This window comes from Rhizobium sp. KNZ14-9A (genome assembly GCF_056755015.1).
The window spans coordinates 473,548-495,659 of sequence record NZ_JBPGXB010000001.1 but is presented as its reverse complement, the minus strand read 5'-3'; the positions used below and the strand labels follow the sequence as shown (position 1 = coordinate 495,659).

General features: G+C 59.0%; 20 protein-coding genes. 7 read left to right on the top strand and 13 right to left on the bottom strand.

Going from position 1 to position 22,112, the window contains the following annotated elements; all coding sequences use genetic code 11:
• Positions 1-97: 97 nt before the first annotated feature.
• Complete coding sequence (locus tag ACR9ZQ_RS02600; RefSeq protein ID WP_310390474.1) at positions 98-247, bottom strand: hypothetical protein; 150 nt, start codon at positions 245-247, stop codon at positions 98-100.
• Positions 248-778: 531 nt separating this feature from the next.
• Here ACR9ZQ_RS02600 and ACR9ZQ_RS02595 point away from each other — a divergent pair.
• From ACR9ZQ_RS02595 to ACR9ZQ_RS02585, 3 genes are all read left to right on the top strand, one after another.
• Positions 779-1,006 (top strand): hypothetical protein, encoded by a 228-nt coding sequence (locus ACR9ZQ_RS02595; protein WP_113186294.1) that lies wholly within the window; start codon positions 779-781, stop codon positions 1,004-1,006.
• A 263-nt stretch (positions 1,007-1,269) separates the two neighbouring features.
• Positions 1,270-1,878 (top strand): J domain-containing protein, encoded by a 609-nt coding sequence (locus tag ACR9ZQ_RS02590; RefSeq protein WP_477924218.1) that lies wholly within the window; start codon positions 1,270-1,272, stop codon positions 1,876-1,878.
• Positions 1,879-2,344: 466 nt separating this feature from the next.
• On the top strand, positions 2,345-3,265 hold the full coding sequence (locus tag ACR9ZQ_RS02585; protein WP_481426771.1) for a Hint domain-containing protein: 921 nt from the start codon (positions 2,345-2,347) through the stop codon (positions 3,263-3,265).
• Between the two features lie 719 nt (positions 3,266-3,984).
• Here ACR9ZQ_RS02585 and ACR9ZQ_RS02580 read toward each other — a convergent pair.
• Together ACR9ZQ_RS02580 and ACR9ZQ_RS02575 are read right to left on the bottom strand one after the other, a co-directional pair.
• Entirely contained in the window at positions 3,985-4,842 is an 858-nt protein-coding gene (locus tag ACR9ZQ_RS02580; RefSeq protein ID WP_481426770.1) for a polysaccharide deacetylase family protein, read from the bottom strand.
• A 331-nt stretch (positions 4,843-5,173) separates the two neighbouring features.
• Entirely contained in the window at positions 5,174-5,515 is a 342-nt protein-coding gene (locus ACR9ZQ_RS02575) for a hypothetical protein (protein ID WP_481426769.1), read from the bottom strand.
• Between the two features lie 307 nt (positions 5,516-5,822).
• Between ACR9ZQ_RS02575 and ACR9ZQ_RS02570 the strand changes: the two genes are divergently transcribed.
• The gene (locus ACR9ZQ_RS02570) at positions 5,823-6,332 is read left to right on the top strand and encodes a GNAT family N-acetyltransferase (protein ID WP_113186299.1); all 510 of its coding nucleotides are present in this window, start codon (positions 5,823-5,825) and stop codon (positions 6,330-6,332) included.
• A gap of 113 nt (positions 6,333-6,445) precedes the next feature.
• Here ACR9ZQ_RS02570 and ACR9ZQ_RS02565 read toward each other — a convergent pair whose 3' ends face one another.
• From ACR9ZQ_RS02565 to ACR9ZQ_RS02550, 4 genes are all read right to left on the bottom strand, one after another.
• A complete protein-coding gene (locus ACR9ZQ_RS02565) occupies positions 6,446-6,817 on the bottom strand; it encodes a response regulator (RefSeq protein WP_481426768.1) in 372 nt (123 codons plus the stop codon).
• Between the two features lie 142 nt (positions 6,818-6,959).
• Positions 6,960-8,000, bottom strand: a complete 1,041-nt coding sequence (locus ACR9ZQ_RS02560) for a sensor histidine kinase (protein ID WP_481426767.1) — start codon at positions 7,998-8,000, stop codon at positions 6,960-6,962.
• Positions 7,997-9,439 (bottom strand): DUF7125 family protein, encoded by a 1,443-nt coding sequence (locus ACR9ZQ_RS02555; RefSeq protein WP_481426766.1) that lies wholly within the window; start codon positions 9,437-9,439, stop codon positions 7,997-7,999. The genes ACR9ZQ_RS02560 and ACR9ZQ_RS02555 overlap by 4 nt, the downstream gene beginning before the upstream one ends.
• A gap of 579 nt (positions 9,440-10,018) precedes the next feature.
• Entirely contained in the window at positions 10,019-11,581 is a 1,563-nt protein-coding gene (locus ACR9ZQ_RS02550; protein ID WP_113324756.1) for a PAS domain-containing sensor histidine kinase, read from the bottom strand.
• Between the two features lie 1,234 nt (positions 11,582-12,815).
• On the opposite strand from ACR9ZQ_RS02550, the gene ACR9ZQ_RS02545 reads away from it, so the two are divergent.
• Entirely contained in the window at positions 12,816-13,019 is a 204-nt protein-coding gene (locus tag ACR9ZQ_RS02545) for a hypothetical protein (RefSeq protein ID WP_439019202.1), read from the top strand.
• A 163-nt stretch (positions 13,020-13,182) separates the two neighbouring features.
• Here ACR9ZQ_RS02545 and ACR9ZQ_RS02540 read toward each other — a convergent pair whose 3' ends face one another.
• Entirely contained in the window at positions 13,183-13,431 is a 249-nt protein-coding gene (locus tag ACR9ZQ_RS02540; protein WP_162748115.1) for a hypothetical protein, read from the bottom strand.
• A 146-nt stretch (positions 13,432-13,577) separates the two neighbouring features.
• Between ACR9ZQ_RS02540 and ACR9ZQ_RS02535 the strand changes: the two genes are divergently transcribed.
• Positions 13,578-13,745 carry a hypothetical protein gene (locus ACR9ZQ_RS02535; protein WP_481426765.1) on the top strand — a complete coding sequence of 56 codons (168 nt, stop codon included), beginning with the start codon at positions 13,578-13,580 and terminating at the stop codon, positions 13,743-13,745.
• Between the two features lie 221 nt (positions 13,746-13,966).
• Here the strand turns inward: ACR9ZQ_RS02535 and ACR9ZQ_RS02530 are convergent, their stop codons facing one another.
• The 5 genes from ACR9ZQ_RS02530 to ACR9ZQ_RS02510 form a co-directional block, all read right to left on the bottom strand.
• Positions 13,967-14,617: a TetR family transcriptional regulator gene (locus ACR9ZQ_RS02530; protein WP_481426764.1), complete on the bottom strand. Its 651-nt coding sequence runs from the start codon at positions 14,615-14,617 to the stop codon at positions 13,967-13,969.
• A 64-nt stretch (positions 14,618-14,681) separates the two neighbouring features.
• Positions 14,682-15,965, bottom strand: coding sequence for an alpha/beta hydrolase (locus ACR9ZQ_RS02525; protein WP_481426763.1), 1,284 nt, complete (start codon positions 15,963-15,965; stop codon positions 14,682-14,684).
• Position 15,966: 1 nt separating this feature from the next.
• Entirely contained in the window at positions 15,967-18,999 is a 3,033-nt protein-coding gene (locus tag ACR9ZQ_RS02520) for an efflux RND transporter permease subunit (RefSeq protein ID WP_481426762.1), read from the bottom strand.
• Complete coding sequence (locus ACR9ZQ_RS02515) at positions 18,996-20,093, bottom strand: efflux RND transporter periplasmic adaptor subunit (protein ID WP_481426761.1); 1,098 nt, start codon at positions 20,091-20,093, stop codon at positions 18,996-18,998. Before ACR9ZQ_RS02515 ends, ACR9ZQ_RS02520 begins: the two co-directional genes overlap by 4 nt.
• A 1-nt stretch (position 20,094) precedes the next feature.
• On the bottom strand, positions 20,095-21,159 hold the full coding sequence (locus tag ACR9ZQ_RS02510) for an efflux RND transporter periplasmic adaptor subunit (protein ID WP_481426760.1): 1,065 nt from the start codon (positions 21,157-21,159) through the stop codon (positions 20,095-20,097).
• 175 nt (positions 21,160-21,334) lie between these two features.
• On the opposite strand from ACR9ZQ_RS02510, the gene ACR9ZQ_RS02505 reads away from it, so the two are divergent.
• Positions 21,335-22,018, top strand: a complete 684-nt coding sequence (locus ACR9ZQ_RS02505; protein ID WP_481426759.1) for a TetR/AcrR family transcriptional regulator — start codon at positions 21,335-21,337, stop codon at positions 22,016-22,018.
• Positions 22,019-22,112: the final 94 nt, after the last annotated feature.

Here is a 22,112-nt window from a genome sequence, read left to right as displayed (position 1 = left end):
CTCACAAAATGGGCGCGCGTGCGAAAACAACCGCGTTGATCACGTCAAGGAAGAACTAGGCGACGTTTCGAAGACCGGCCAGCGGCGTCTTCGGATTTCAAGGAGGAAGTGACATGGACAGGTCCATAGATGCCGACTGCAGGAAGACCGCGTCCGACCAAGGCCACGTTTCGGCCGCTTCTATCAATTCGCGGGTAAGGGCGAGATTATGGTTGATCGCGCCCGCAATCGCGGTGCCGATGGTCATAGCAGCGGGGTCTGCAGATGTATTCTAGCGTGCCAGCACGAGCTGGCCGCTCCGACGGAACAAGCCGCTATGCCGTTGGACAGGAACCCGAAGGGACATGGCGAATATTGGACACGATGACCGGGTTGCCCGCTGCCACGAATGGAAGAGATTTAGTAGGCCTCCAAGAAATCGACGCCCTTGAGATAGCGGCGGAGTTGAACCGATGCGAAGAGAGCGGGTGTCCCAGTCCCTTGCTTTAGCCGATCACCGGCGGGCACATGCGGGCGGCGCCATGGACTGAGTGCAATGGTCGGCATTACCAACTCGCCCAGGAGCATGGTACCAGTCGTCAAGAGCGAGGCTTTGCAGAAAATCGCACACGAACACGGAAATGAAAAACTTGCGATCATGGCAGCCCAACTTACGCAGTTTCGGTAATGCACCAAGGCGCCGTTCTGGTGCCCGCTAGATCGACCCACCAGCAGATCTAGGGCGGAACGATCAAGTTCGAATTTGGTTTAACCCACATTCTAGACGCGGAGGCCATCCATGTGGGCGATTCTGATCGGTGCCGCTCTCATAATCGGCGGACTTCTTATTCTCTTTTCGTCGGCACTTGGTCGAAGACCCAGTGATCCGCATCGAACGCCGCAAGGCGGCAACACACTAGAGCCACGGCGCCAGGGTCTCCGGTACCTCGGAATATCCAAAAACTGGCCAGGCCTAGCCATTATCGCGCTCGGCGCAGCTCTATTGGCTGTGGGGGCGTATTCATGACGCTGGACAGGGATTGACCGTGTAAATACCTCCAAAACAGCTTCAAATAATACCTCATCCAGCGCATTCACGATGTGCTTTGCGAATTCGGCTCGCGTCCAGCAAGTCACCTAAAAAGCCCGCCGAAGCGGGCAAGGTTGGAGTGTATCCGCGGTGTACGCCTGAGCGCAGGCTGTTGAGGGAAGTGCGCTGATATAGCGGGCCCGGTATCTTGGGTGGTGAGCCGTCTTGTCGTGTCCGGCAGCAGGGTCGTATAAGGCGCCATGACGTCTGATTCAAAGATATTTGTCGGCCTGAGACCGACGCGAAAGAAACCGGCCGACCATCGCGAAACAAGTGGCCCAAAATGTCAATGGGACGGATGCGACAAACAAGGCACGCATCGCGCGCCCGTGGGAGCGGATGCTGAGGGGCTGTACCTGCTGTTTTGCCGTAGCCACGCGAAAGAGTATAGCGAAGGCTACAATTACGTGACGAAACTGTCGAACCCTGTCACGGCCCGCTATCAGCGCGAAGCGGCAAGTGGCAGCCGCCCTACCCGGGGCGTTAGAGTCAATCACGCTTCTGAAACGCCCCTCCCCTCCTCCATTCGCTCCGGGACCGCGAAGACGATCAATGCCCGAAAAAACGCGTCGCATGGCAGAGCGGCAAAAGCGGCCATTCAATCCCGCAAGCTTAAGGTGCTGGAAGCAAAAGCATTCGAAACGCTCGGTCTCTCACCGGACGCTACGCCGGATGAAATTAGAAGCCGTTACAAGCAGAAGCTCAAGATGCACCATCCCGACGCAAACAATGGAGACCGCGCGTCAGAGGAGGCGCTTCGTGCGACGATTGACGCTCATAAAATCCTGAAACTCAATGGCTTCTGTTAGGTGCGATATACACGCTTGGTGGCCGATGTGGAGACCATTCTAGCGGGTTGGCCGCTCGGAGCCGCAAGCTACTATCGACAGCGCCCGATTGGGCCAGTAGCCGTCAATCTTCGGTGATGAAGCGCACTCAGTCCGTTGGCGTGAACGTCTAGCGTCCTTCAAAGCTCATCGATTATCCGCCGTCAGGAGAAAGATCACCACCTGCGCAACTCGCCGGACGGGACAGGCTCATGCCTGTCAGTACGCTCTAAATAGATCGCCCGAGGCCGAGAAAAACAAGTCAAACAATAGAGATAAGCGCCACTGAACTTTTTGATAGCCCCTGGGTAAGACCTTGGTCCCACGCCGGTTCTCCTCAAAATATTATTCTAAACGACTGTCTATTCGGCGAAGTCGGAAGGAAACCCACGGTCGTGGGCTTCGACAACACTTGGTAGGCACCAAGCCAAATCAGAGGAGCGTCAAGATGACATGCCTTAAAGAAAGAAATCTGCCACGCAATACCGCGCGCAGACATTTTCTAGGTGTTGCCGCTGCGGCCGGTGCCCGGCTTGCCGGCGTTGCGGCATTGGCGACGGCAATTTCCACCTCTCCCGCGAATGCGTTGGGGCGCCGGTGGGGGCGGGGCGGCTCCGGTGGACATGGAGGCTCTGGCGGACACGGCGGCTCCGGTGGGCACGGAGGCTCTGGCGGAAGCGGTGGCGGCGGCAGTGGCCCGCAGTGTTTCCTGCGTGGGACGGCGATCCTCACGGATTGCGGTGAAAAGCCCGTCGAGGACCTGCGCGTCGGCGATCGCGTTGCCCTTCCGGACGGGAGCGCCCGTCCCATCAAATGGGTCGGCCGCCAGGTCTTCAAGAAGAGTGGCGCACGCTGGCATGAAGGCGTCGTGCCGATCCGGATTTCCCGCCATGCGCTGGATAGCCGTACGCCACATTCCGATCTCTATCTATCGCCCGGCCATGCGCTGTTTTTGAACGGCGTTCTGATCCGGGTGAAGGATCTCGTGAACGGCACGACCATTGCACCGGTCACTCCGGCCGACAACATGTCGATCGAGTACTATGCCGTTCTGCTCGATACGCATGAAGTCATCCTTGCCGAAGGTGCCGCGGCCGAGACCTTCCATCTCCTGGGGAGCAATCACGAGGACTTCTCCAATTTTGCGGAATACAAGCGCCTCTACGGTGAGGAACGTGCCGCGATGACATCCTATGCACCGGTGCTGGGCGAGGAAGGCGGCTGGAAACACTTGAAAGCGCTTCTCCTCCTTGGCGCTTCGCCACTCGTGCCGATGCGCGATCCGTTCAGGGATGCCTGCAAAAAGATCGACGCGCAAGCCAAAAAAAGCAATGGGCTGGACAGTTTCGCATCTTTACCGTCGAGGTGAAGCCAACCCGCAACTGAGCACGCCGAACATGAAACCACGCAGCTCGTTCGATACGGCAAGATCGTCTCCGTAACGCGTGGCCCGCGATGCTCGACAAGTGGTCGCTATACGAAGCGCGACGATTCAACCGCGATCACGTGCCCCGGGTGGCGACTGTTCTTGTCGAGTGTCTTGAGCTCCATCTGCGTTCACCTACCTCGCGGTCTGGCCGGCAAACCCCTAGCAGAGCAAAGGACAATACGGCGAGATATGCGAGCGTCGTCCTGCCCTGACTGCGGATCGCGCATGTTCTCCGCCGGTGAGAAAGAGGCGGGAAATCAAGCTTGGCGTGCTGACAGTCGGCCAAATAACTGGCGCGGCGACGAATGCGTTTTATAATTTTCCCTGGCTCCGAGCAGAAAGCCGGAGCCCGACCTTCACCAACAAGTGCCAATCTGGGGAGGGACATCTGTCGCTGCCGGAAGATGCAATCGATACGGTGACGACAGGGGTCCGGGATTAGTGCCCGCACGTCACGTGCCCGTCGACCGCGATGTCGGTCGCACGGCGATGTCAGAGGCGCTCCGGTCGCTGTAGAAGTATGCGGATAAATCAGTTCAGAAACGCTCAGGCCCAAGGCGGACCGACTGGGACCGGTCCGGGCAGCACGATTTCGCGGCGCCGCCGCCGACCCGGCACATTGCTTTGGCGCTAAGTGGCTCGGGACGCCTGGACGTCTCCTATCCGCGCATCCGGTCCCGCCAATCCCGCACGCCCACCGGCTCGATGCCGTATTTGGCCATCAGCTCTGCGGCCCGTCCGCTGCGGAAGAACTCATATTCTCCTGTCCGGAAGGCCGCATCGCTCGCCATGCGCTCGATCTCGCCGGGTGCATTGAAATGCAGGGCAAGCCAGCTCACGCCTTCGGGCACGCGCGAGAACAGGTCGCGGTAGGCCGCCTCGATGCCCTGCGGCCACGCCCAGGGCGTTTCTAGCTGCAAGTCGACAATCGGATTCCCGCGCCGCCGCGCCCGACACGATGCTGCGTCGAATTCCGTCGTCGTCACGGGACCGACATAGTCCATGACGGAGAACGTCATGTAGTCTTTCATCATGAGGATCGGCAGGCGGTAGTCGGCCCCCAGCCGCTCGTAGACGGCAACGAACTCGGGCATCATCGCCGTACCCATATGGCAATCGAGGTGGGTCACATCGATGCCCGCAGCAAGCGCGGTGTCGATCTGGGCGCGCAGCTCGCGCTCCACCGCCGCCGGATCGGCGTTGCGGCGCACGTCGGGCACTTCGGCCCAGAAATAGCCGTCCGCATCGGTGAGGCCCTTATCCGATACACCGGTCAATGGACGCCAGCGATAGGGCTTCATGTCCGAGTTGAGGGTCAGGTGCACGCCGAGATCGAGCTCCGGATTGTCGCGGGCGATGGCAGCGATTTCCGCAAACCACGGGCACGGCACCATCACCGAGCCGGCAGTGCAGAGCCCAAGGCGAGTGAACTCGAGGAATGCGGTATTGGCGCCATGGCTGACGCCGACGTCGTCTTCATGAACGACAACGAAACGGGAAACGGATTGCGAGGACATTCTGGTCACCCTTTCTCGCGGGCCGCCGCGACATGCGGCAGCTTCATCGAGTTCGGGGGACCAGGCGCCGTAACGCCAGATTCCAGGACGCTTCTGCGACGTCCCTTTTTCGCTCCAAGCGTGATTTTGCACCCGCAGGCGCCGGCGTGCAAGTCAAAGGGGGCCGGGACATGGGGCCAAAGGCACATTGAACCTGACCGCCACGCTCACAGCTATCATCAACGACCATGAGCAGAGAACCAGATTGAGGGCCCTCTGCCGTGGAACTATCCCTCAGGATGATATGGGCCCAAAAAGGCTCCAACCCGCCCAAAAGCTACCTTCCAAGACATCAAGATCGGAATTGCTTCGTGAGCCGCCAAAATGCCCAACCCAGCCCCTGTCCTAGAAGTCCACCACCAAGCACGGGGACCAACAGGAAAGAAAGGAACAACCCCGCTAGTCCGATCATGGCGGCAAGTCCCTTCACAGAGTCGCTGGTAGTGGACACGTCGCCCCAGGAGCATCCGCCGAATGCTGTCATTGCCGCATCTATGAGCAGGACCTTGATCATCAGCCACGTTTGTCCGGCTCTGAACTTGTCTTTCGCAAGTTGCCAGTATGTCAACGGTGCGCTGAAGAGGATTACCGGTGCCGCGGCGAACGAATATGTCTTGAAGTCGCCGAAATCCATGAGACCTCCAAGGAATTGATCTCGCAAACCCTATCGAGCGCAATTAAAGAAATCGGAAAAAATTCCACCGCTTTCTGGCGCGAGGCGACGTCCCGTTATGGCGGTGAGCCTCCAAACTTTCTAACGCATTGTGATCAAGGCGCGGCCAGGCCAGCGCTTGCGGAATGACGCTGACTCAAAGCGATCATCGTCAAAGGGGGCAAGCCGCGCCAACCGAAGGGAATCTTTGCGAATTGCTACCGGCGCTAACCCGGTTAAGGTAGCATTCAGCCCGGTAGAAAACTTACGAGCGCGCTGGACAAGACAAATGCGGGACATCGAAATACCGACGGAACGCACGATCATCCGCCCCTTCGCACCAGAGGACGCAGGCGAGGTATTTGCCTGTATCTCGCCTGAGATCACGCAGTTCACGGCCTGGGAACCGCCTCCGACCGAAGAGGCTTTTGCCGAAGTGTGGGAAAACTGGCTACCTGCTATGGACGAAGGATCGGAGCTTACGCTCGTCCCCCGCGGTCGCGACGATGGTCGGTGCCTTGGCATTCTCGGCGTACACGCCCTTCAATCCGGGACACCCGAGCTTGGAATCTGGTTACGCCGCGACGTGCATGGAAGAAGGTTTGGTCACGAGCTGATCGGCGCCGTGGCGAGGTGGGTGAGCAGGATGCATCCGGTCCGGTATTTCGAGTATCCGGTGGCCGAGGAAAATCTGGCCAGCAGGCGGATTGCAGAGGCCTATGGCGGCGAGATGCGAGAACACCGCCAGAACAATAAATACGACTGCGTCGTCTATCATATACCGCCGATCCTGCCGTAAGTCCGATCGCCGTTTGCGCCGTCGACGCGAAGAGCAATCCGCTGAGCATCACCGGGAAAGACGTGCGACGAGGATGCTGTCTGCAAGCGAGGCGGAGTCCTGGACTCGAGCTTTTAAGACGACGCCACCATCTCTCTCATCGCCGTCATGACGATTGCAGGATTGTATGGCTTTCCAAAAAACCTTCCTTCTACCGGAAGAACCCTGTCGCTCATCTCCCGATGACCTGAAGTCACGATGATCTTGATCGGCGGCCATCTGTTGCGAACGGCGGTCGCAAGCTTCAGCCCGTCCATACTTCCCGGCATATCGATGTCCGTAAACATCAGCCCTATCTCCGCGTGGGCCTCCAGGACGGCGATCGCTTGATTAGCATTTTCGGCTTCGTATACGCGAAAACCCTCTTGTTCGAGCGACAATGCTATGTTCATGCGAAGAAGTGTTTCGTCCTCCACGACCAGAACAGTGATCCCGTTGTAGTCCATGCGAAACTCCGACGGTGCTGTGCTCAGTTTTTTACTATAGGCGTAGAGTCCGTAAACGCGCTCGGAACACGAACGATCCACAAGAAGACGTTAAATTTGGATGTTTATGACGCTTGCGTTCCCGGACATACGGCACAGCGGGTTACCATGTGGCTAGCCGGCGCAGTGGACCGGAAACATGGCATTTGAAACCTCCACGGGCGAAACTGATCTCCGGCGTCGACCCGCACAATGATCCGAGTGCTGAGCGAACATATCGCGTGCCATAGCCTTGCCGGCTTGGCACTGAGACTTCGGGGCCGTCGCTTTCCGCCCAATCCAGTGAAAACACTGGCTCGTCCGTTTCGCAAACGTCCCACACGATGTCTACTGACCCCTCCCCGTTGGAGAGGGCTCCGTATTTGACAGCATTGGTAATGAGCTCATGCAGACAAAGAGCAATTGTCGTCGCCGCGTCCCGCCCCACCGCGATCTCGGGCCCTCGAACGTTGATCCGACGCTTCGTTCGGGTGTTGTATGGCGCGACCGTCAGCTCGACGACAGAGGAGAGGAAGACGTCCTCCCCGCCTGCCTCGAAGACCGCGCTGTGCACATCCGACAATGCCTGAAGGCGTCCCTTGAATTCCGAGGAAAGCCCCTCAAGGGTGGTCGCGCCTCTTTGCGTCATCTGGAAGATGGAGCTGACGCTTGCCAAGATGTTCTTGATCCGATGATTGAGCTCGAGACGCAGCTCTCTTTCACGATCGATGGCATCGCGCACCTGACGCTGACGCAAACGGACGAGCAGGTTTGACTGAATGCTGTTGACAAGTTCCAGCTGAGCGATCGGTCGGGTATGAAACAATAGGCGCGAACCGGACCATGCGCGTTCAAGCTGAGTGCGAATTTTGGCGATGGATGCGGCTCGTTCAAGCAGTACCAGGATGGGAACTTCTGACCAGTCGGGCTGCCCCGCGAGATGTTCACTGATGCTTGCCACGATCTGTGGGTTCAGCGCTTCGTGGGCGATGACGATAACGCCCGGCGACATAGCGAGGTGATGGGCGACATCTTCGCTTCCGCGTAACGCCACCACCTCGACCCTTTGCTCCCGAAGCAAGGCAGCAATATAATCGGCGTCCTTGCGGAAAGGGGCGAGAACGAGCACCCAATCAATTTCACTTTCGCACGGATGTCCGCTCATTTCGGATCAGGAAGCGGATTATAGGCGACGACGCTGACGCTTCCGCTCTCGATCAGTAACTCCTGAACGTTGAGGTCATGCGGGCCATGCCGTTTTTTTACGACCGTGATGCTTCGGCGCAGCCGTACTTCGTGCTCAATGATCCGCAAAAGCAGAACGGTGTCGCCCAGAAAGCTGACATCGACGTCAATACCAACGTTTTGACCGAGCAAGCCATGCTGAGCGACAATCAACATCGTCAGCACGCCGGACCGAGCCAGGAATTTCAGAAGCGACTGGATGTCGCGCACTGCTTTTTCCCGATGCGGCAGAGAGTTTAGATACCCGGTTAGGCTATCGATGACAACGACACGGACCTTGTTCTCAGTGACCGCATCCTGGACGATTCGGCCGAATTCGCCGGGTGAGATTTCGTTCGGGTTGAAATCCCGCAGGATTAGCTTTCCGTCTTTGTGAAACTGCCGCAGCTCCATCCCCAGGCCTTCGGAACGACGGAAGAAGGTTTCCAAGCGCTCTTCGAACAGGAACAGCGCGACACTCTCGCCGCGTTCAAGCGCGGCGGTGGCATAAAGAGATGACATTGTCGACTTGCCGGTGCCGGACTGGCCGATAACAAGCGTCGTGGTGCCGGCCTCCTGGCCCCCGCCAAACATGTCGTCGAGAGCCGCGACGCCGGACTTGATCAGTTGCGGCTTGGTGTTTTCCAATCCCGTGCTCGGCATGATCCGGGGAAACACCACAACGCCCTCTCCCTGCCGAATGGCCATATCATGGTATCCGTCAGCGACCGGAACGCCGCGCAGCTTGGATACTTCGATGCGACGGCGCACACCACCGTATTCTTCGAGCGCTTTGTCAAATCGAATGACGCCGTGCGCCAACCCTTCCACCTCCTCGCCGTTGCGATCGAACCCAGGCGTCTGCGTGTCGAGTAACAGCGCGACCACGTTTCGCTTGGCCAGGAAGGTTTTGAAGGCGATCAATTCACGACGAAACCGTGGAGAATCGCCGGTGATCAGTCGGATTTCGAGAAGGGAATCATAGACGAGTCGACGGGGCTTATGCTTATCAATGGCCGCCTCGATTGCCTTGCGTGTTTCGTCAAGCCGCAAGTCAGAGGTCAAGAAAATGCTCTGTTCATCCGCTTCGTTAATGCTGCCTGAGGTTGTCAATTCTTCCACTCGAATACCATCGAGCGTCCAACCATGCGACGCAGCGATCGCCTCGAGTTCGGCAGCTGTCTGCGAGAGGGTCACATAGATGCAGCTTTCACCAGCCTCAACCCCCGCCCGTAAGAACTGGAGGGCAGCCGTTGTCTTGCCGGAGCCAGGCGCGCCTTGAATCATGTAGAGATTGGACGCCGGAAGCCCGCCACGCAGGATTTCGTCCAGACCCGTAATGCCTGTGCTAACAACGGCAGGCTTCTTCTGTTTCGGCATATCTCTTCTTTCGAAACCAAATAGCGCGGACCCAGTTGGACCGTGCCTCCTCGCTCATGAGCGTCGTTTCAGTTATATTTGCGTTTGTCAAAACATCAATGACACCAGGACGCATCGGCCTCATGTCCGCCGGCCAGCCGGAGGACCGTCTGCAGGTGCGGCTGCTCGTACGCTCGACGCACCGGGCTGTCGCCAACAGACGTCGGGATTCGGTTCTACGAAAGGGCGATCCAGGACGTGCACGAGGTTCTTGCTGGAGGGGAAAGGCGGCGGAGCCGGCCTATCTAGGCGTTTGCGGATCTGGCCGCTGCAGCGTTTGCCAGGCTCATGGTCGTGCCACGCCTCCATGCTATCCGTCGACAATGCAAAGTTGCGGTCAGCTAAAATATGGTTGACGATACGGAATACCAAATTGCATTGGCGTTGATCAGGTCCGACATCTATCGTCCACTCTCCAGTTCCACCCGCAAATTCGGCTCTCGGCTTTATCGGCAGGTTCGGCGCTTCGGCGTTCGGTAGGACTTGTCGGGGATTGCCTGAAAGCCACCGTCTCAACCGATAGTGCTTGCTTTGAAAGTCTTAGGTCCGGCTTTCTCGTTTTCTGTCGGCTTCCGCCAAGGCTCGCGACAACTGATCCTGACTAAAAGGTTTTGATAGCCGGATCGCTCCGGAAACATCCTCGGCACCGCTCGGCAACTCCGCGTAGCCGGTAGCCAGAACGACGGGAAGCGCGGGAAAGCGGCGGCGAATTTCTTGATAGAGGCGTGCACCCGTCATCTGTGGCATCGCATGGTCGCTAATGACGACGTCGGGAAGCGGGCCTGCCTCGAGGACGGAAAGCGCCTCCTCGCCGGACGAAGCCTGCATCGTCTCCATGCCGAGGTCTTCAAGCAATAGAACGGTGTTCATTAGGACCAACCCGTCATCGTCGACGACCAGCACCGTCATCGGGTGGAGCTCCTCCGATTCTGAGGATGGGACTTCCTGCGCGGGGACAGTTTCGGCATCGGTTTCATCTGAAACGGGAATCCAGAGCTCCGCTGTAGTTCCGGCGCCTTGCTTCGATCGGAGAAACAGCTTGCCGCCCGACTGCGCCATCAGGCCGTGGACCATCGGCAATCCGAGCCCAGTCCCCTTCCCGACGCCTTTGGTCGTGAAGAACGGTGTAATCGCGCTGGCCAGGGTCTGTGGGTCCATACCTTCACCCTGATCCCGAACTGCCAGACAGACATAGCTACCCGCGGCAAGCTCAGGATCTTGGCTCTCGGACACCGCCTCCGTTCGCGCGGTGATAGCTATCCGTCCTTGGCCTGCCATTGCGTCACGCGCATTTACGACAAGATTGAGAAGTGCGCTCTCAAGCTGGTTGGCGTCGGTTCTTGCCTCCGGAAGATCCGCCGAAAGGTCAGTCTCGATCACAATGCCGGGCCCGATCGTGCGCTGCATCATTTCGACCATGCCGTCGACCAGCTCGGCGACATTGACGGGACGAAGCTGAAGTTCCTGCCTGCGCGAAAATGCCAGCAGGCGCTGCGTAAGGGCCGCTCCTCGCTGAGCGCCCTGGATGGCATTTTCGATGAGGTCGATGACGTCCTTGCGTACAGCGCGCTTATGGGCGATTTCCAGGCTGCCCAGAATTGCCATCAGGAGGTTGTTGAAGTCATGCGCCAGCCCACCGGTGAGCTGACCGACAGCCTCCATCTTCTGGGCCTGGAAGATTGCCTCCTGAGCGGCCCTTTTTTCGCTGATGTCGCGTGTGATTTTCGCAAAGCCGATGAGACTACCTTGGGCGTCGCGGATCGGATCGATGATGACGTTCGCCCAGAAGCGCGTGCCGTCCTTTCGAAGGCGCCAGCCCTCGCGCTCGAAACGCCCCTCCAGTTGCGCAATTTGAAGAGCCCGTGCTGGTAGGCCATCGGCTCGATCGTCCTCGGTGTAGAAGGTCGAGAAGTGGCGGCCGACGATCTCCTTTTCGCTATACCCCTTGAGGCGCTCTGCACCGGGATTCCAACTCGTGATCATGCCTTCTGGGTCAAGCATGTAGATCGCGTAGTCGGTGATCGCTTCGACAAGAAGCCGATACCGCTGCTCTTCGTTGGCTTGGTGCTGGTTCAACTTCTTCGCCGCCTTGGAATGTTCCATCCGATCTATGCTCTGCGACCAAATAGGTGCCTGTGTTCCAAGTTGTATAGCCAAGCGCGCTGAAATCAATGGACGGTGAATGTGTTTTCCGGTGCCGTCACACTGCCGATGGTCACGAGCCTGGCTCGAACTCCACTCGTGCGTCTTTGTATGCTCTCTAGGAGTCAAAAACTGTCCGCGAACGCGAGTCGGTAAGCGTCGTCCGCGCACGTTTGATATCGGCGACCAGTGCCTTTCGTTTTTTCTACCAAGAGTCAGATAGCACAACCAGAGCGCTTACAACACGGACCTTGGTTCGAAATTCTTCTTACGTTGCACAACCTTCTTGAATAGACGTCCACCCTGTTCTGGCGCAATCCTGCACTGATCGAGGGGTGGCTGCCAAAATGTGCCCTGCGCAAATTACGAGGCCGTTGGGGGACCCTCAAGTCGCCTTAATCACCTTGCACTCCCAGATTGTAAGAGGCAAAGATCATCTGATCTACCCTAGTTCGAAAACAATGAAGCGTATCGGAGCTTTCAGCAAAGCGGCCGCACCAGAAGTGCGGGAAAGCGGGAATTCGCGTCACACGAGGGGCGCGAGGAAGGGCAGCCGCAGGAGCTTGCGCGTTGGCGCAAGCGGGACCGACTGCCCCGCGCCATCGTGTTCCGCTTTGAGCCCGAGCTCGCCACCGTCGCTATCCTCGCGATTCATGGTCGGCCCCTTTCCTCATCACCTGCCCGGTCGCAACAGCGATCGGGCGATATCGATGATGTCGTCGCGGCGGTCATATCCTCTCTGATCCAGGCGCGCCGAGCCCGATCTTGAAATCGACGCCTCCCCCGTGGACTAACGCAATGCAAGGTGGTGCCCATGAGCTATGGATACTGCTGCGCGCGTCGCCTGGAACCTGCCAAATCTTCACTCTCGGCGGAACATCCCGCAGGAGAACCTACCTTGTGACGCTCAGGTCGATAGAACAGTCGTGAAGGTTTGGAAAGAGAAGAGCCCAAGAAGACCTGAAGCCGGTGATGGCTGCGTTGATGGAGTGTTACGCCTCATCCCACGGTGCTTTGATCGACATGGTACGATCTGAGCGGGCGGCTTTCGGCGGCCATCCACGACGCACAATCAAGACTGTTTCAATCGGTCCTTTCTGCGCCAGTGGGCTCTTCTTCGCCACGGCCCAGCAGATGCCTTTGAATGTTGGGAACGAAAACCTCCACAGGGGCTTTAAACCTTCGGAGGATTAACATGAACGAAGAAACTTTTGCACAGCTCACCTCAATCAGCCACCAGCTACAGACCAGATCCTACGAGCTGTCGCAGGCGGGTAAGGACCATGACGTAGCAATGATCATGTCGGCGCTGGCTGTGACAATGGATGCGGTTAGATCTCTCGGTGAAGACTTACGCCAACTCACAGGCCCAAAGGGCTTGGGAGCCGAAGGAGAATAGGCGCATTCCTTCATCGTGCGGTTTCCTGCTTTTTGCGCGTGGACCGGTGACCAGTCGAGGAGAAGACTCCCTGACAAGCAAAAAGGCCGCTGCTTACGCATACGGCCTCAAGCACTAGAGAAGTTGGGGCTTCTTGGGGCTTCGGTGGGCATCCTCCCACGGGCTAGACCAGTTTGGCAGGGGTCTCTTCGATCTCGGATGCTCTTCGATCCGCAAGTAACGAGTTCAAAGCCTGATGTTCCGGGCCAAACGGCCGCTGATTCAAAAACGAATTCACAGGGATTGTCGTTTCATGGCCACCTGACGATGGATTGCCGCGGTGAACGACTACTTCTCTGTCGGTGGCAGTGTCGAAGCCAAGAAACCACTGATCGCCATTCGTGCTTGAAGCAAATTCTCTGAGTTTTTCCACGTCGATGCTCCTTCTGAAGGTAGAAATAGAGCGCGGATCGGGAATTGCGATGAAATACTTTGCTTCGGCTGCAAGGATCACCCCTTGGCAATCGCGAAGTATGCCCGGCGGGGGAACTTCGACGCCTAATCCATGTTGTACTCGGCATGACCGAAACAGAACAAAAAGCCAGCGGAGGGATGATCAAGTTCGTGCTGACGATATTCGTCACCGCGGTCATTCTTGCTGTAGCGTATTTGACTTTTTTTACTCCTGGCGAAGTTGAAACCGACCCGAAGGTACCCACCGTACGCGAAGGCGGCCAAGAACCATAACGAACGATGGTTCGAGGTATGGGGATCGGCGTCGGACTGGGCGCCGTTCTCGGCCCGACCGTGTTCGACAACATCACGATCGGGTTTGCCTGCGGGTGGGCGACGCGCTGCTCAAATCACTACCTGTTTACGGACTTACGTGATGATCGTTACGGCGCTTAGTCCGCTTGGCTTGCTCAGCTTTGGTGTAATGCGACAGAAGCGGCCTGACACCGCGCCGACTAGCATCCTGCGGTAATGTGTCCCTCGACGTCTGCCGCCGCGGGAGCCTGGCAAAGACCTGCAACTGCGAAGGAAGCGAGTTCATGAGCTGATAGCTCGCAGTCGCTCGAAGGCAGTGCTCGAATAATCCTCGGATCCCACAGGGAGATGATCGAGGCGCAAAAGCAGGATGCGGCCGCGTCGACATTCCTCGGAACGAACTCATCGGTCGCGATGCCCGCGCACACGAGCTCCCCGACATTCGCCTTAAGTCGCTTCAGATGGTCTCTGAACGACGGCCAACTGCCTTCTGTGGCGAGAACAACGAGGTGGAACATTTGGCCATCGCCCTGACGGGCCTGCAGCATCAGGCGGTGTTGTCCGAGCGCAGTTTCTTTCAGGCGGCTCGCCGCACTGGTGAGTTCGCCGTCGGCAGGGGGCGTGAAGGTGAGATCGGTTTCGAAGAACTTCTCGGCGACGGCATCCCAAATTGCCGCCTTGGATGGGAAGGTTTTGTACACACTTGCCGGCGACTTCCCGAGCAGTCGAGCGATATCGACGACGTTTGTTTTCGAGGGCCCGTACAGCCGGCACGCTGCCGTGCCGGCTTGGATGATCGAGGAGATGTAATCAGCTCGCGGCTGGCTTTTTACAGTCGTGCCAACTTCCATTTGCCATTCCTATCTAGTCCGCATTCTGGACGGGCCTCAGACCGCTCTGATCGAGGGGTCACGATCAGTACGCAATCTGACCATCCACCATCTTTCCCCCGTTCGAGGAGAGCTCCCGCTTCAGGATTTCTCGCGCCTCCGGGCTGATGACCGCGACTGGAGCAGCAACGGCTACGCGCGCTGCCGACCCGGCGAAATTGGCAGCCGTCATCCCGATCTGATCGGTAACGCTTGCCTTTCCACCCTCGAGGCTCTGCCCTGCCAGCCGCCGCCCGAGCAGGCGCACGATCTCAGGACTGTCGGCGAAGGCATTGTGGCCGAGCGGGTCGTTCGTTGCGATGGCGCTGGTGTCGATAACCGAAACGCCGAGTTGGTCGAGAAGAGGCGCGTAGGGTCTGAGATCGGACCCGCCGACGCGGCTGACGCCACCCGATAACCAGCTCGACATCTCCAGAGCCTTGTCACGTGTCGATGTCAGGATCACAAAGTGTGGCCGCTTCGGCCCCATCTCGGTGAACTGGCGACGGAACACGTCGATATCGATGTCCGGCGATGCGAGAACAACGTTCTTCACCTTCGTCGGGATTGATTTCTCGCGCATGGCGACGCCGCGCAGCGCCTCGGCCGCAAGCCAGCCGCCCATGGAATGGGCGAGGATCGTCACATCGGAGACGTCGGGACTGTTCACAGCCTGGAGGATCAGATCCTCCAGAGCGCGACGCGAATAGTTGGCGCTCTCCTTGTCGTAGAGGTAATCGAAGACACGGCCCCTTGATGGCCAGGTGAAGAGGATCGGTGCGGCGTCAGTTCCCGAGTCATGGACGATTTGCGCGAAGCGGAAGACGGCATCGGCGTAGGTGTTGTTGAAGCCATGCACGAAAATGACGACCTGATGCTTCGCATTTCGGTTCTTCCTGTACCAAGCAAAAGCCTGGCCCTCAGATTGCACCTTGGCGACCTGCGTGACCGCGAACTCCTTTTGCGGATTTGGCGGCATGCGGGACGGCCATTGCACCTCTCCGATCCTGCGGTTGCGATCGGCGGGGATGGATACATCGACGCTATTAAGGGAGATCGCCGTCCCGCGGTCGCCGGAAAAGAGTTTGCCGGGATCCTCCGAAGGCTTGCGTGTCGTGGCGACGAGCATGGTGACATGGCTCGTGCCGGTTGGGGTCACGGCGAGAGGTTGAAGGACATCCTGCACCCTGTTGGCGCAACCCGATGTAACGAGTGACAGGGCAACAAGGACCGGGACGACTCGGCCCGAGCGGGCAGCGATCGCCTTGGCGAACCCAAACCTGGTGAGGCCCTGAGCAATGCGCCCAGGGAATGAGAGCGGTATGGTCATCTCAGTTCTGCTCGACTTCGCGGGGAATTCGGAACCAGGCGACGTAGAGCGCCGGCAGGAAGAGAAGTGTCAGCGCCGTGCCGACGACGATCCCACCCATCATGGCATACGCCATGGGACCCCAGAAAATCTCATGCGAGATCGGGACCAGGGCGAGCGTTGCGGCCGCAGCAGTGAGCATGATCGGCCGCATGCGGTGCTCGGTCGCCTCCACCACCGCCTTCCACGCCGACATCCCCTCTGCCCGCAGTTCCTCGATCTGGACGATCAGGATTACGGAGTTGCGGATGAGGATGCCGACCAGCGCGAGGACGCCCAGGAGTGCGACGAACCCCAATGGCGAGTTGCTGGCGAGCAACGCCACGACGACGCCGATGAGGGCGAGCGGCGCCACCGAGAAGACCAGGAACAGCCTGTGGAAGCTCTGAAGCTGGATCATCAAGAGCGTAGCCATGATGACGAACATGGCTGGTGCCACCTTGGCGATCGGGCCCTGCGACTTGGCGCTCTCCTCGACCGCGCCGCCGACCTTGACCGAATACCCCGCCGGCATGGTCTTTTCGAAGGCCGAAATCTTGTCGGAGAGTGCTTTTACAACGGTCGCCGGCTGCGTCGCGTCACCGATCCCGGCCTTGATCGTGATGGTTGCAATTCTGTCGCGCCGCCAGATCGTCGGCTGTTCGAGCTCGTAATGGAAGGTTGCGACCGATGACAGCGGGACGGATTGACCGCTGCTGCTTTGCAGTTGCAGGTCAAGCAGGGTGTCGATCGAGCCGCGCTCCTTTTCCGCCGCACGCCCGATGACATCGACCAGGTAGATGTCGTCGCGGACCTGAGTTACGGCATTTCCCTGAACGACGGTGTTAAGCGCCATTGCGATATCCTGGGACGAGACGCCAAGTTGCCGGGCCTTGTCCTGCAGCACGTCTATCTTGACGACACGGGCCGGCTCGTTCCAGTCGAAGGCAATGTTCCTGAGGGAAGGATAGGTGCCGACGATCGAGCCCAGCTTCTGTGCCAGGTCGCGCACCGTCTGCAGGTTTTCGCCGGACACACGGTACTGGATCGGCTTGCCAACGGGGGGGCCGATGTCAAGAAGCTTCACGTAGGCGTCCGTTCCCGGAAAGGTCTTCTGAAGGTAGGCTTCCATCTGCCGCTTCAACTTGTCGCGAACGTCCAGTCCCTTTGTGACAATAATCGTCTGGCCGAAGGAAACGTCAGCCGGCTGCACGTCGAAGGAAAGAACGAAGCGCGGCGCACCCCTGCCAACATATGTCGACCAATGCTCGACGCCAGGGTTACCGGCCAGCATCTCATGCTCGAACTGGGCCATCTGGCGGCTCGTTTCCGCGATCGAACTGTTCTGCGGCAGGTTCCAGTCGACGATCAGTTCTGGGCGGTCGGAACTCGGGAAAAACTGCTGTTGTACCATCGACAGACCGACGACCGATCCGGCGAAGAGAAGAACCGTAGCGACGATCGTCATCCAGCGCCAACGCAGGCAGAATTGCAGCAGCCTTGAAAACGCCTTCGCGAAGCGCCCCTTGTGCTCCGCATGCTTCTTCATCGACTTCGGTAGAATGGTTACCCCGATCAGCGGCGTGAACACGACCGCGACCACCCATGAAACGACCAGCGAAACCGCGATGACGACAAAGAGCGTGAAGGTGAACTCGCCGGCATTGCTCTTGTTGAACGCGACGGGGATGAAGCCCGCAACCGTAACCAGAGTACCGGTCAGCATCGGAAAGGCCGTCGATGTGTAGACGTAGGTGGCGGCCTTCGTGAGACTGTCGCCCGCTTCCAGCCGTGCAACCATCATCTCGACGGCGATCATGGCGTCGTCGACGAGGAGGCCGAGCGCGATGCGCTGCAGCGAGATGCCGGTGTAGAACATGACCATGAAGGTGATGGCGAGAACGAGCGGGATCGCGATCGCCACCACCAGGCCGGCCCTCATCCCGAGGCTGATGAAGCTGATCGCGAGCACGATCGCGACTGCCTCAAACAGGGCTTTCGTAAAGCCGCCGACTGCTTCGTCAACTACCTTCGGCTGGTCGGAGACTTTTTCGACGGAGACGCCCACTGGAAGCTTATGGATGATGTCACCCATCGTCTTTTCGAGCGTTTCCCCAAACGCGAGCAGGTTGCCCCCGGTCTTCATGCCAATCGCGAGCCCGATGGCGGGCTTTCCGTTGAAGCGGAAGAGCGAAGTCGGCGGGTCGACGTAGCCACGGGTGATCGTTGCGACGTCGGTCAGCGGGAAGAAGCGGTCGTTTACCCGAAGATTGATCCCACGCAACGTGTCCTCGGAAATGAACCGTCCGCCGACCCGCAAGGCGACGCGCTCGGGCCCGGTTTCGACAAAACCGGACTGGGTGACCGCGTTTTGCGCCTGCAGCGTGGCGATGATAGCCGAGCGGTCGATGCCGAGGGCGGCGATCTTGCGGGTGGAGAATTCGAGGTAGATCACCTCGTCCTGCGCCCCGACGATGTCGACCTTGCCGACGTCGGGGATCTTGAGGATCTGCGTTCGGGCGTTCTCGGCGAAATCGCGCAGTTCCCTCTGGCTCAGTCCGCTGTCACCCGTAAAGGCAAAGATGTTGCCATAGACGTCGCCGAACTGGTCGTCGAAGAAGGGTCCGACTACGCCTTGAGGGAATTCGCGCTTGATGTCGTCGATCAGGTTGCGGACGCGCGACCAGGTGGGCTTTACATCGCGCGCGTTGGTGTCCGGCAACAGGTCGACGAAGACGATCGTCTGACCGGCGGTGGTGATGCTGCGTGTATGTTCGAGATTGTCGAGTTCCTGCAGCTTCTTTTCGATGCGGTCGGTAACCTGCTGCGTCACCTCCTGGGCAGAAGCGCCTGGCCACTGGGCCTGGATCACCATCGTCTTGATCGTGAAGGATGGATCTTCTTCGCGGCCGAGCCCAAGATAGGCAAAGGCGCCCGCCACCGCGAACATGATCATGAAATACCAGACGAGAGAGCGATGCTTGAGCGCCCAGTCAGAAAGGTTGAATTTGTTCACGGGCGTGGCTCCTGGCTGAATTGCACTTTCTGTCCATCGGTAAGTTCATCGACTCCGGCGATGACGATCTCTTCCCCTTCCCGAAGGCCCGCTTGAACGAGGACGGAACGGGGGGGCGACGCCGGGCCATCGAGTTCAACCGGCCTCAGGGCGACCTGGGACGTGGCGCGATCCACCACCCATACCTGGCTGGTGCCCTCTTCATGGCGAATGGCGGAGAGCGGCAGCGTGATCGCGTTCTTCTTGTCTGCGACAAGCGGCGTCGCTGTAACAACGGCGCCAAGGCGGAAGATATCGGGGGCCCGATCGATCCCGATCTTCAGCCGATAGGTGCGAGTATTGGGATCGGCCTGCGGCGCGATTTCGCGGACCACGCCAGTGGCCTGGATTCTGTTGTCGAGCTGGAGGTCGACGTTGAAGCGGTCGTCCAGGCGAACACGATTGAACTGCGCTTCGGGCACGTCGACGATCACGTCGCGCTGCTCGAGGCGCGCCAGTTTCAAGATTGGCTGGCCCGCCGAAATCGTCTGGCCCGTTTCCGCGGATGTAGCGGTCACGACACCGTCGAACTCGGCCCTCAGCTGGGCGTAGCCTAGCTGCTCGTGCGACTTCGCAAGGCTGGCCGTCGCTTTCGCGACATTGGCAGCAGCCGACTTGAGTTGCTGTTCGGCAAGATCATGATCCGCAATGCTTGCTGCGCTGTTCTGCACAAGCTTTCGCTTGCGCAATTCGGTCGTCGTGGCATTCTCAAACTGCGCCTGGGCATTGCGCAGTTCGGCTTGCGCGCTCTTGACTGCGAGCTGCAGAGTGAGGGGGTCGATTTCCGCCAGGACATCACCCTTGTGCACAAGGTCGCCGACCTCGACCTTGCGAGACACCATTCGCCCGAGCGTCCGAAATGCCAGGTCGGTCTCGATGCGGGCCCGAACCACGCCTGGCAAGCTTGCGATTTTGTCCTGTTCGGCCGCAGCCATGACAACTTTGACTGGACGGGGAGCCGGCTCCTGCCCTGCGACGGAGTTCTGATCGCAGCTTGCAAGCAGCGACACTGACAGAAGAAGCGGGAGAGAGGCGCATATGCGATTGAGGGTCATCTCACTTGCCTTCCCAGGCGACTGCCTGGCCTTCCTTGAGAAACTTTCCGCCTTCGGTGACGATCAGGTCTTGCGCGGCGACGCCGCCGGTGGCGACGAAATCGCTCTGGCGGTACCGGTCGACCGAAATTTTCCGGAGCGAAACGGAACGGTTTTGGGTGTTGACGAGCCACACGGCAGGTTCGCCTTGGGCTGATGCGATCGCGGTATAGGGCAGAACGATTCCGTCGCGCGGTGGGGCGCGCAGCTTGCCGACGACAGGCGTTCCGAGCGGCCACGGCGCGCCGTCCTGGAGCCCCAACTTTATGCGGATCGTGCCGGCCTTGGCGTCTATGACGGGCGAGACCTCGCGGATGTTGGCGTGGACGTCGTGCGACGGGTCGGAGACCGGTGCGACCTCGACGTCATCAAGCGGCCGGCCATCGAGAAAGAATGCCTCAAAGACGTCGAACACCGCATCCCGCGGTCCGTCATGGGCGAGCGTGAAGGCCGACTGCGCCGCCGACACCACCTGCCCAGCTTCCACGCCGCGCGCCGTGATGATGCCGTCTGCAGACGCTTTCAACTCGGTGTAGGAGAGCGCGTCCTCAGCCGTGGCGAGCGCCGCCTCGGCGGCCTCGAGAGAAGCCTGTGCACTCAGCAGCTCCTTCTGTGCATCGTCAAAGACGGCCCGTGGAACAGCCTGCGACTGCAGGAGCGACTTTGCTCGATCGAACGCCAGCGTCTTCTGTGTGACGACGGCCTGCGCCGACTCCAGTGCCGCGCGGGCGACGCTGACGTCCGCCTGTTGTTCGGTATCATTGAGCCGCGCCAGAACGTCGCCGGCGTGAACATGCGATCCGACGTCGACCCTTCTCTCCAGAACCCGGCCGCTGACGCGAAAGGAAAGTTCGGTCTGAACTCTTGCCTTCACCTCGCCGGTGATTTCCGCACCCGGCTGATACTGAGCCTGCGACGCCGCAACGACGCGGACCTGCTGCGGCGGCGGCGCCACTTCGGCTTTGTCTTCGCAGGCAGCCAGAACTGCGCAGGCGAGACCAATTCCCAGCAATCGAAAAGACTGCATTTTTTGCTCCGGTAGGGTTTGCGAAGAGAGCCGCATTGTTGATCGGCTAGCTTCAATCTGCTGCTGCCAGGCTGTCGCCCGATGTTGACAGCGCCCACTTAATGACTAAAGTAGTCAATGTCAACATATCAAACGAAAAATGTTGACACTCGCAACATTGCCATAGGTGAAGCAGATGCGGTTAGCCGCCGGATATTCGAACAATTCCAAATGGATGATGGAACGCGGTGTTAAAAAAGCATCGCGGTCGGAACGGAAGGCACGGCGTCCCTACGAAATACTGGAGGCCGCGTTCGAAGAGTTTGCGGCAAAAGGTTATGCGGCAACGCGTGTTGAAGACGTTGCCACCCGAATGGGGATAACAAAGGGAACGGTCTACCTGTATTTCCCGACCAAGGACGTCCTTTTCCGGGAGATGTTTCGCCACGCGTCCACGTCATCCGCAGACCTGTCGACCGCCATGGGCAGCCTTAGGGGATCCTGCGCCAACCGGATCCGCGACCTGCTGCTTATCGCTTATGAAAATACGGCCAATAACCGAAAGACGAGAGAACTCCTGCGCTTGTCCGTCGCCGAAGGAGCTCGTCTTCCCGAAATGGTCGATTGCCGACACGAACTATTCATCGCACCGACGCTTGCGGCTCTCACGGCTTTGATCGAGGAAGGCGTGAAATCGGGAGAGTTGAGACATGATACGGCGGCCGACGCGCCTGCCGTGCTCGCGAACTCGATTTTTCACGTTGCCGTCTGGCGTCTGATGTTTGCGGATCGAGAGCCAATCGACGGCAAGGCGCTTATGGAGGCGCACATTGACCTCGTTATGAACGGGCTTCTGCGCCGTTCGAAACGAATGGTCTGATTTGCAAGGTGCGTCTGAGCGGACGGAGCTGTGCAGTTTTCGATGCTGGCAAAGGCCGGATAGGTCGTGAGACCTCCGGCCTCAACCTCTTTCC

What these genes read in the sequence shown, in the direction of transcription:
- ACR9ZQ_RS02600 (WP_310390474.1), bottom strand. Translation starts at nt 247, where the DNA reads ATGACCATCGGCACCGCGATTGCGGGCGCGATCAACCATAATCTCGCC.
- ACR9ZQ_RS02595 (WP_113186294.1), top strand. Translation starts at nt 779, where the DNA reads ATGTGGGCGATTCTGATCGGTGCCGCTCTCATAATCGGCGGACTTCTT.
- ACR9ZQ_RS02590 (WP_477924218.1), top strand. Translation starts at nt 1,270, where the DNA reads ATGACGTCTGATTCAAAGATATTTGTCGGCCTGAGACCGACGCGAAAG.
- ACR9ZQ_RS02585 (WP_481426771.1), top strand. Translation starts at nt 2,345, where the DNA reads ATGACATGCCTTAAAGAAAGAAATCTGCCACGCAATACCGCGCGCAGA.
- ACR9ZQ_RS02580 (WP_481426770.1), bottom strand. Translation starts at nt 4,842, where the DNA reads ATGTCCTCGCAATCCGTTTCCCGTTTCGTTGTCGTTCATGAAGACGAC.
- ACR9ZQ_RS02575 (WP_481426769.1), bottom strand. Translation starts at nt 5,515, where the DNA reads ATGGATTTCGGCGACTTCAAGACATATTCGTTCGCCGCGGCACCGGTA.
- ACR9ZQ_RS02570 (WP_113186299.1), top strand. Translation starts at nt 5,823, where the DNA reads ATGCGGGACATCGAAATACCGACGGAACGCACGATCATCCGCCCCTTC.
- ACR9ZQ_RS02565 (WP_481426768.1), bottom strand. Translation starts at nt 6,817, where the DNA reads ATGGACTACAACGGGATCACTGTTCTGGTCGTGGAGGACGAAACACTT.
- ACR9ZQ_RS02560 (WP_481426767.1), bottom strand. Translation starts at nt 8,000, where the DNA reads ATGAGCGGACATCCGTGCGAAAGTGAAATTGATTGGGTGCTCGTTCTC.
- ACR9ZQ_RS02555 (WP_481426766.1), bottom strand. Translation starts at nt 9,439, where the DNA reads ATGCCGAAACAGAAGAAGCCTGCCGTTGTTAGCACAGGCATTACGGGT.
- ACR9ZQ_RS02550 (WP_113324756.1), bottom strand. Translation starts at nt 11,581, where the DNA reads ATGGAACATTCCAAGGCGGCGAAGAAGTTGAACCAGCACCAAGCCAAC.
- ACR9ZQ_RS02545 (WP_439019202.1), top strand. Translation starts at nt 12,816, where the DNA reads ATGAACGAAGAAACTTTTGCACAGCTCACCTCAATCAGCCACCAGCTA.
- ACR9ZQ_RS02535 (WP_481426765.1), top strand. Translation starts at nt 13,578, where the DNA reads ATGACCGAAACAGAACAAAAAGCCAGCGGAGGGATGATCAAGTTCGTG.
- ACR9ZQ_RS02530 (WP_481426764.1), bottom strand. Translation starts at nt 14,617, where the DNA reads ATGGAAGTTGGCACGACTGTAAAAAGCCAGCCGCGAGCTGATTACATC.
- ACR9ZQ_RS02525 (WP_481426763.1), bottom strand. Translation starts at nt 15,965, where the DNA reads ATGACCATACCGCTCTCATTCCCTGGGCGCATTGCTCAGGGCCTCACC.
- ACR9ZQ_RS02515 (WP_481426761.1), bottom strand. Translation starts at nt 20,093, where the DNA reads ATGACCCTCAATCGCATATGCGCCTCTCTCCCGCTTCTTCTGTCAGTG.
- ACR9ZQ_RS02510 (WP_481426760.1), bottom strand. Translation starts at nt 21,159, where the DNA reads ATGCAGTCTTTTCGATTGCTGGGAATTGGTCTCGCCTGCGCAGTTCTG.
- ACR9ZQ_RS02505 (WP_481426759.1), top strand. Translation starts at nt 21,335, where the DNA reads ATGCGGTTAGCCGCCGGATATTCGAACAATTCCAAATGGATGATGGAA.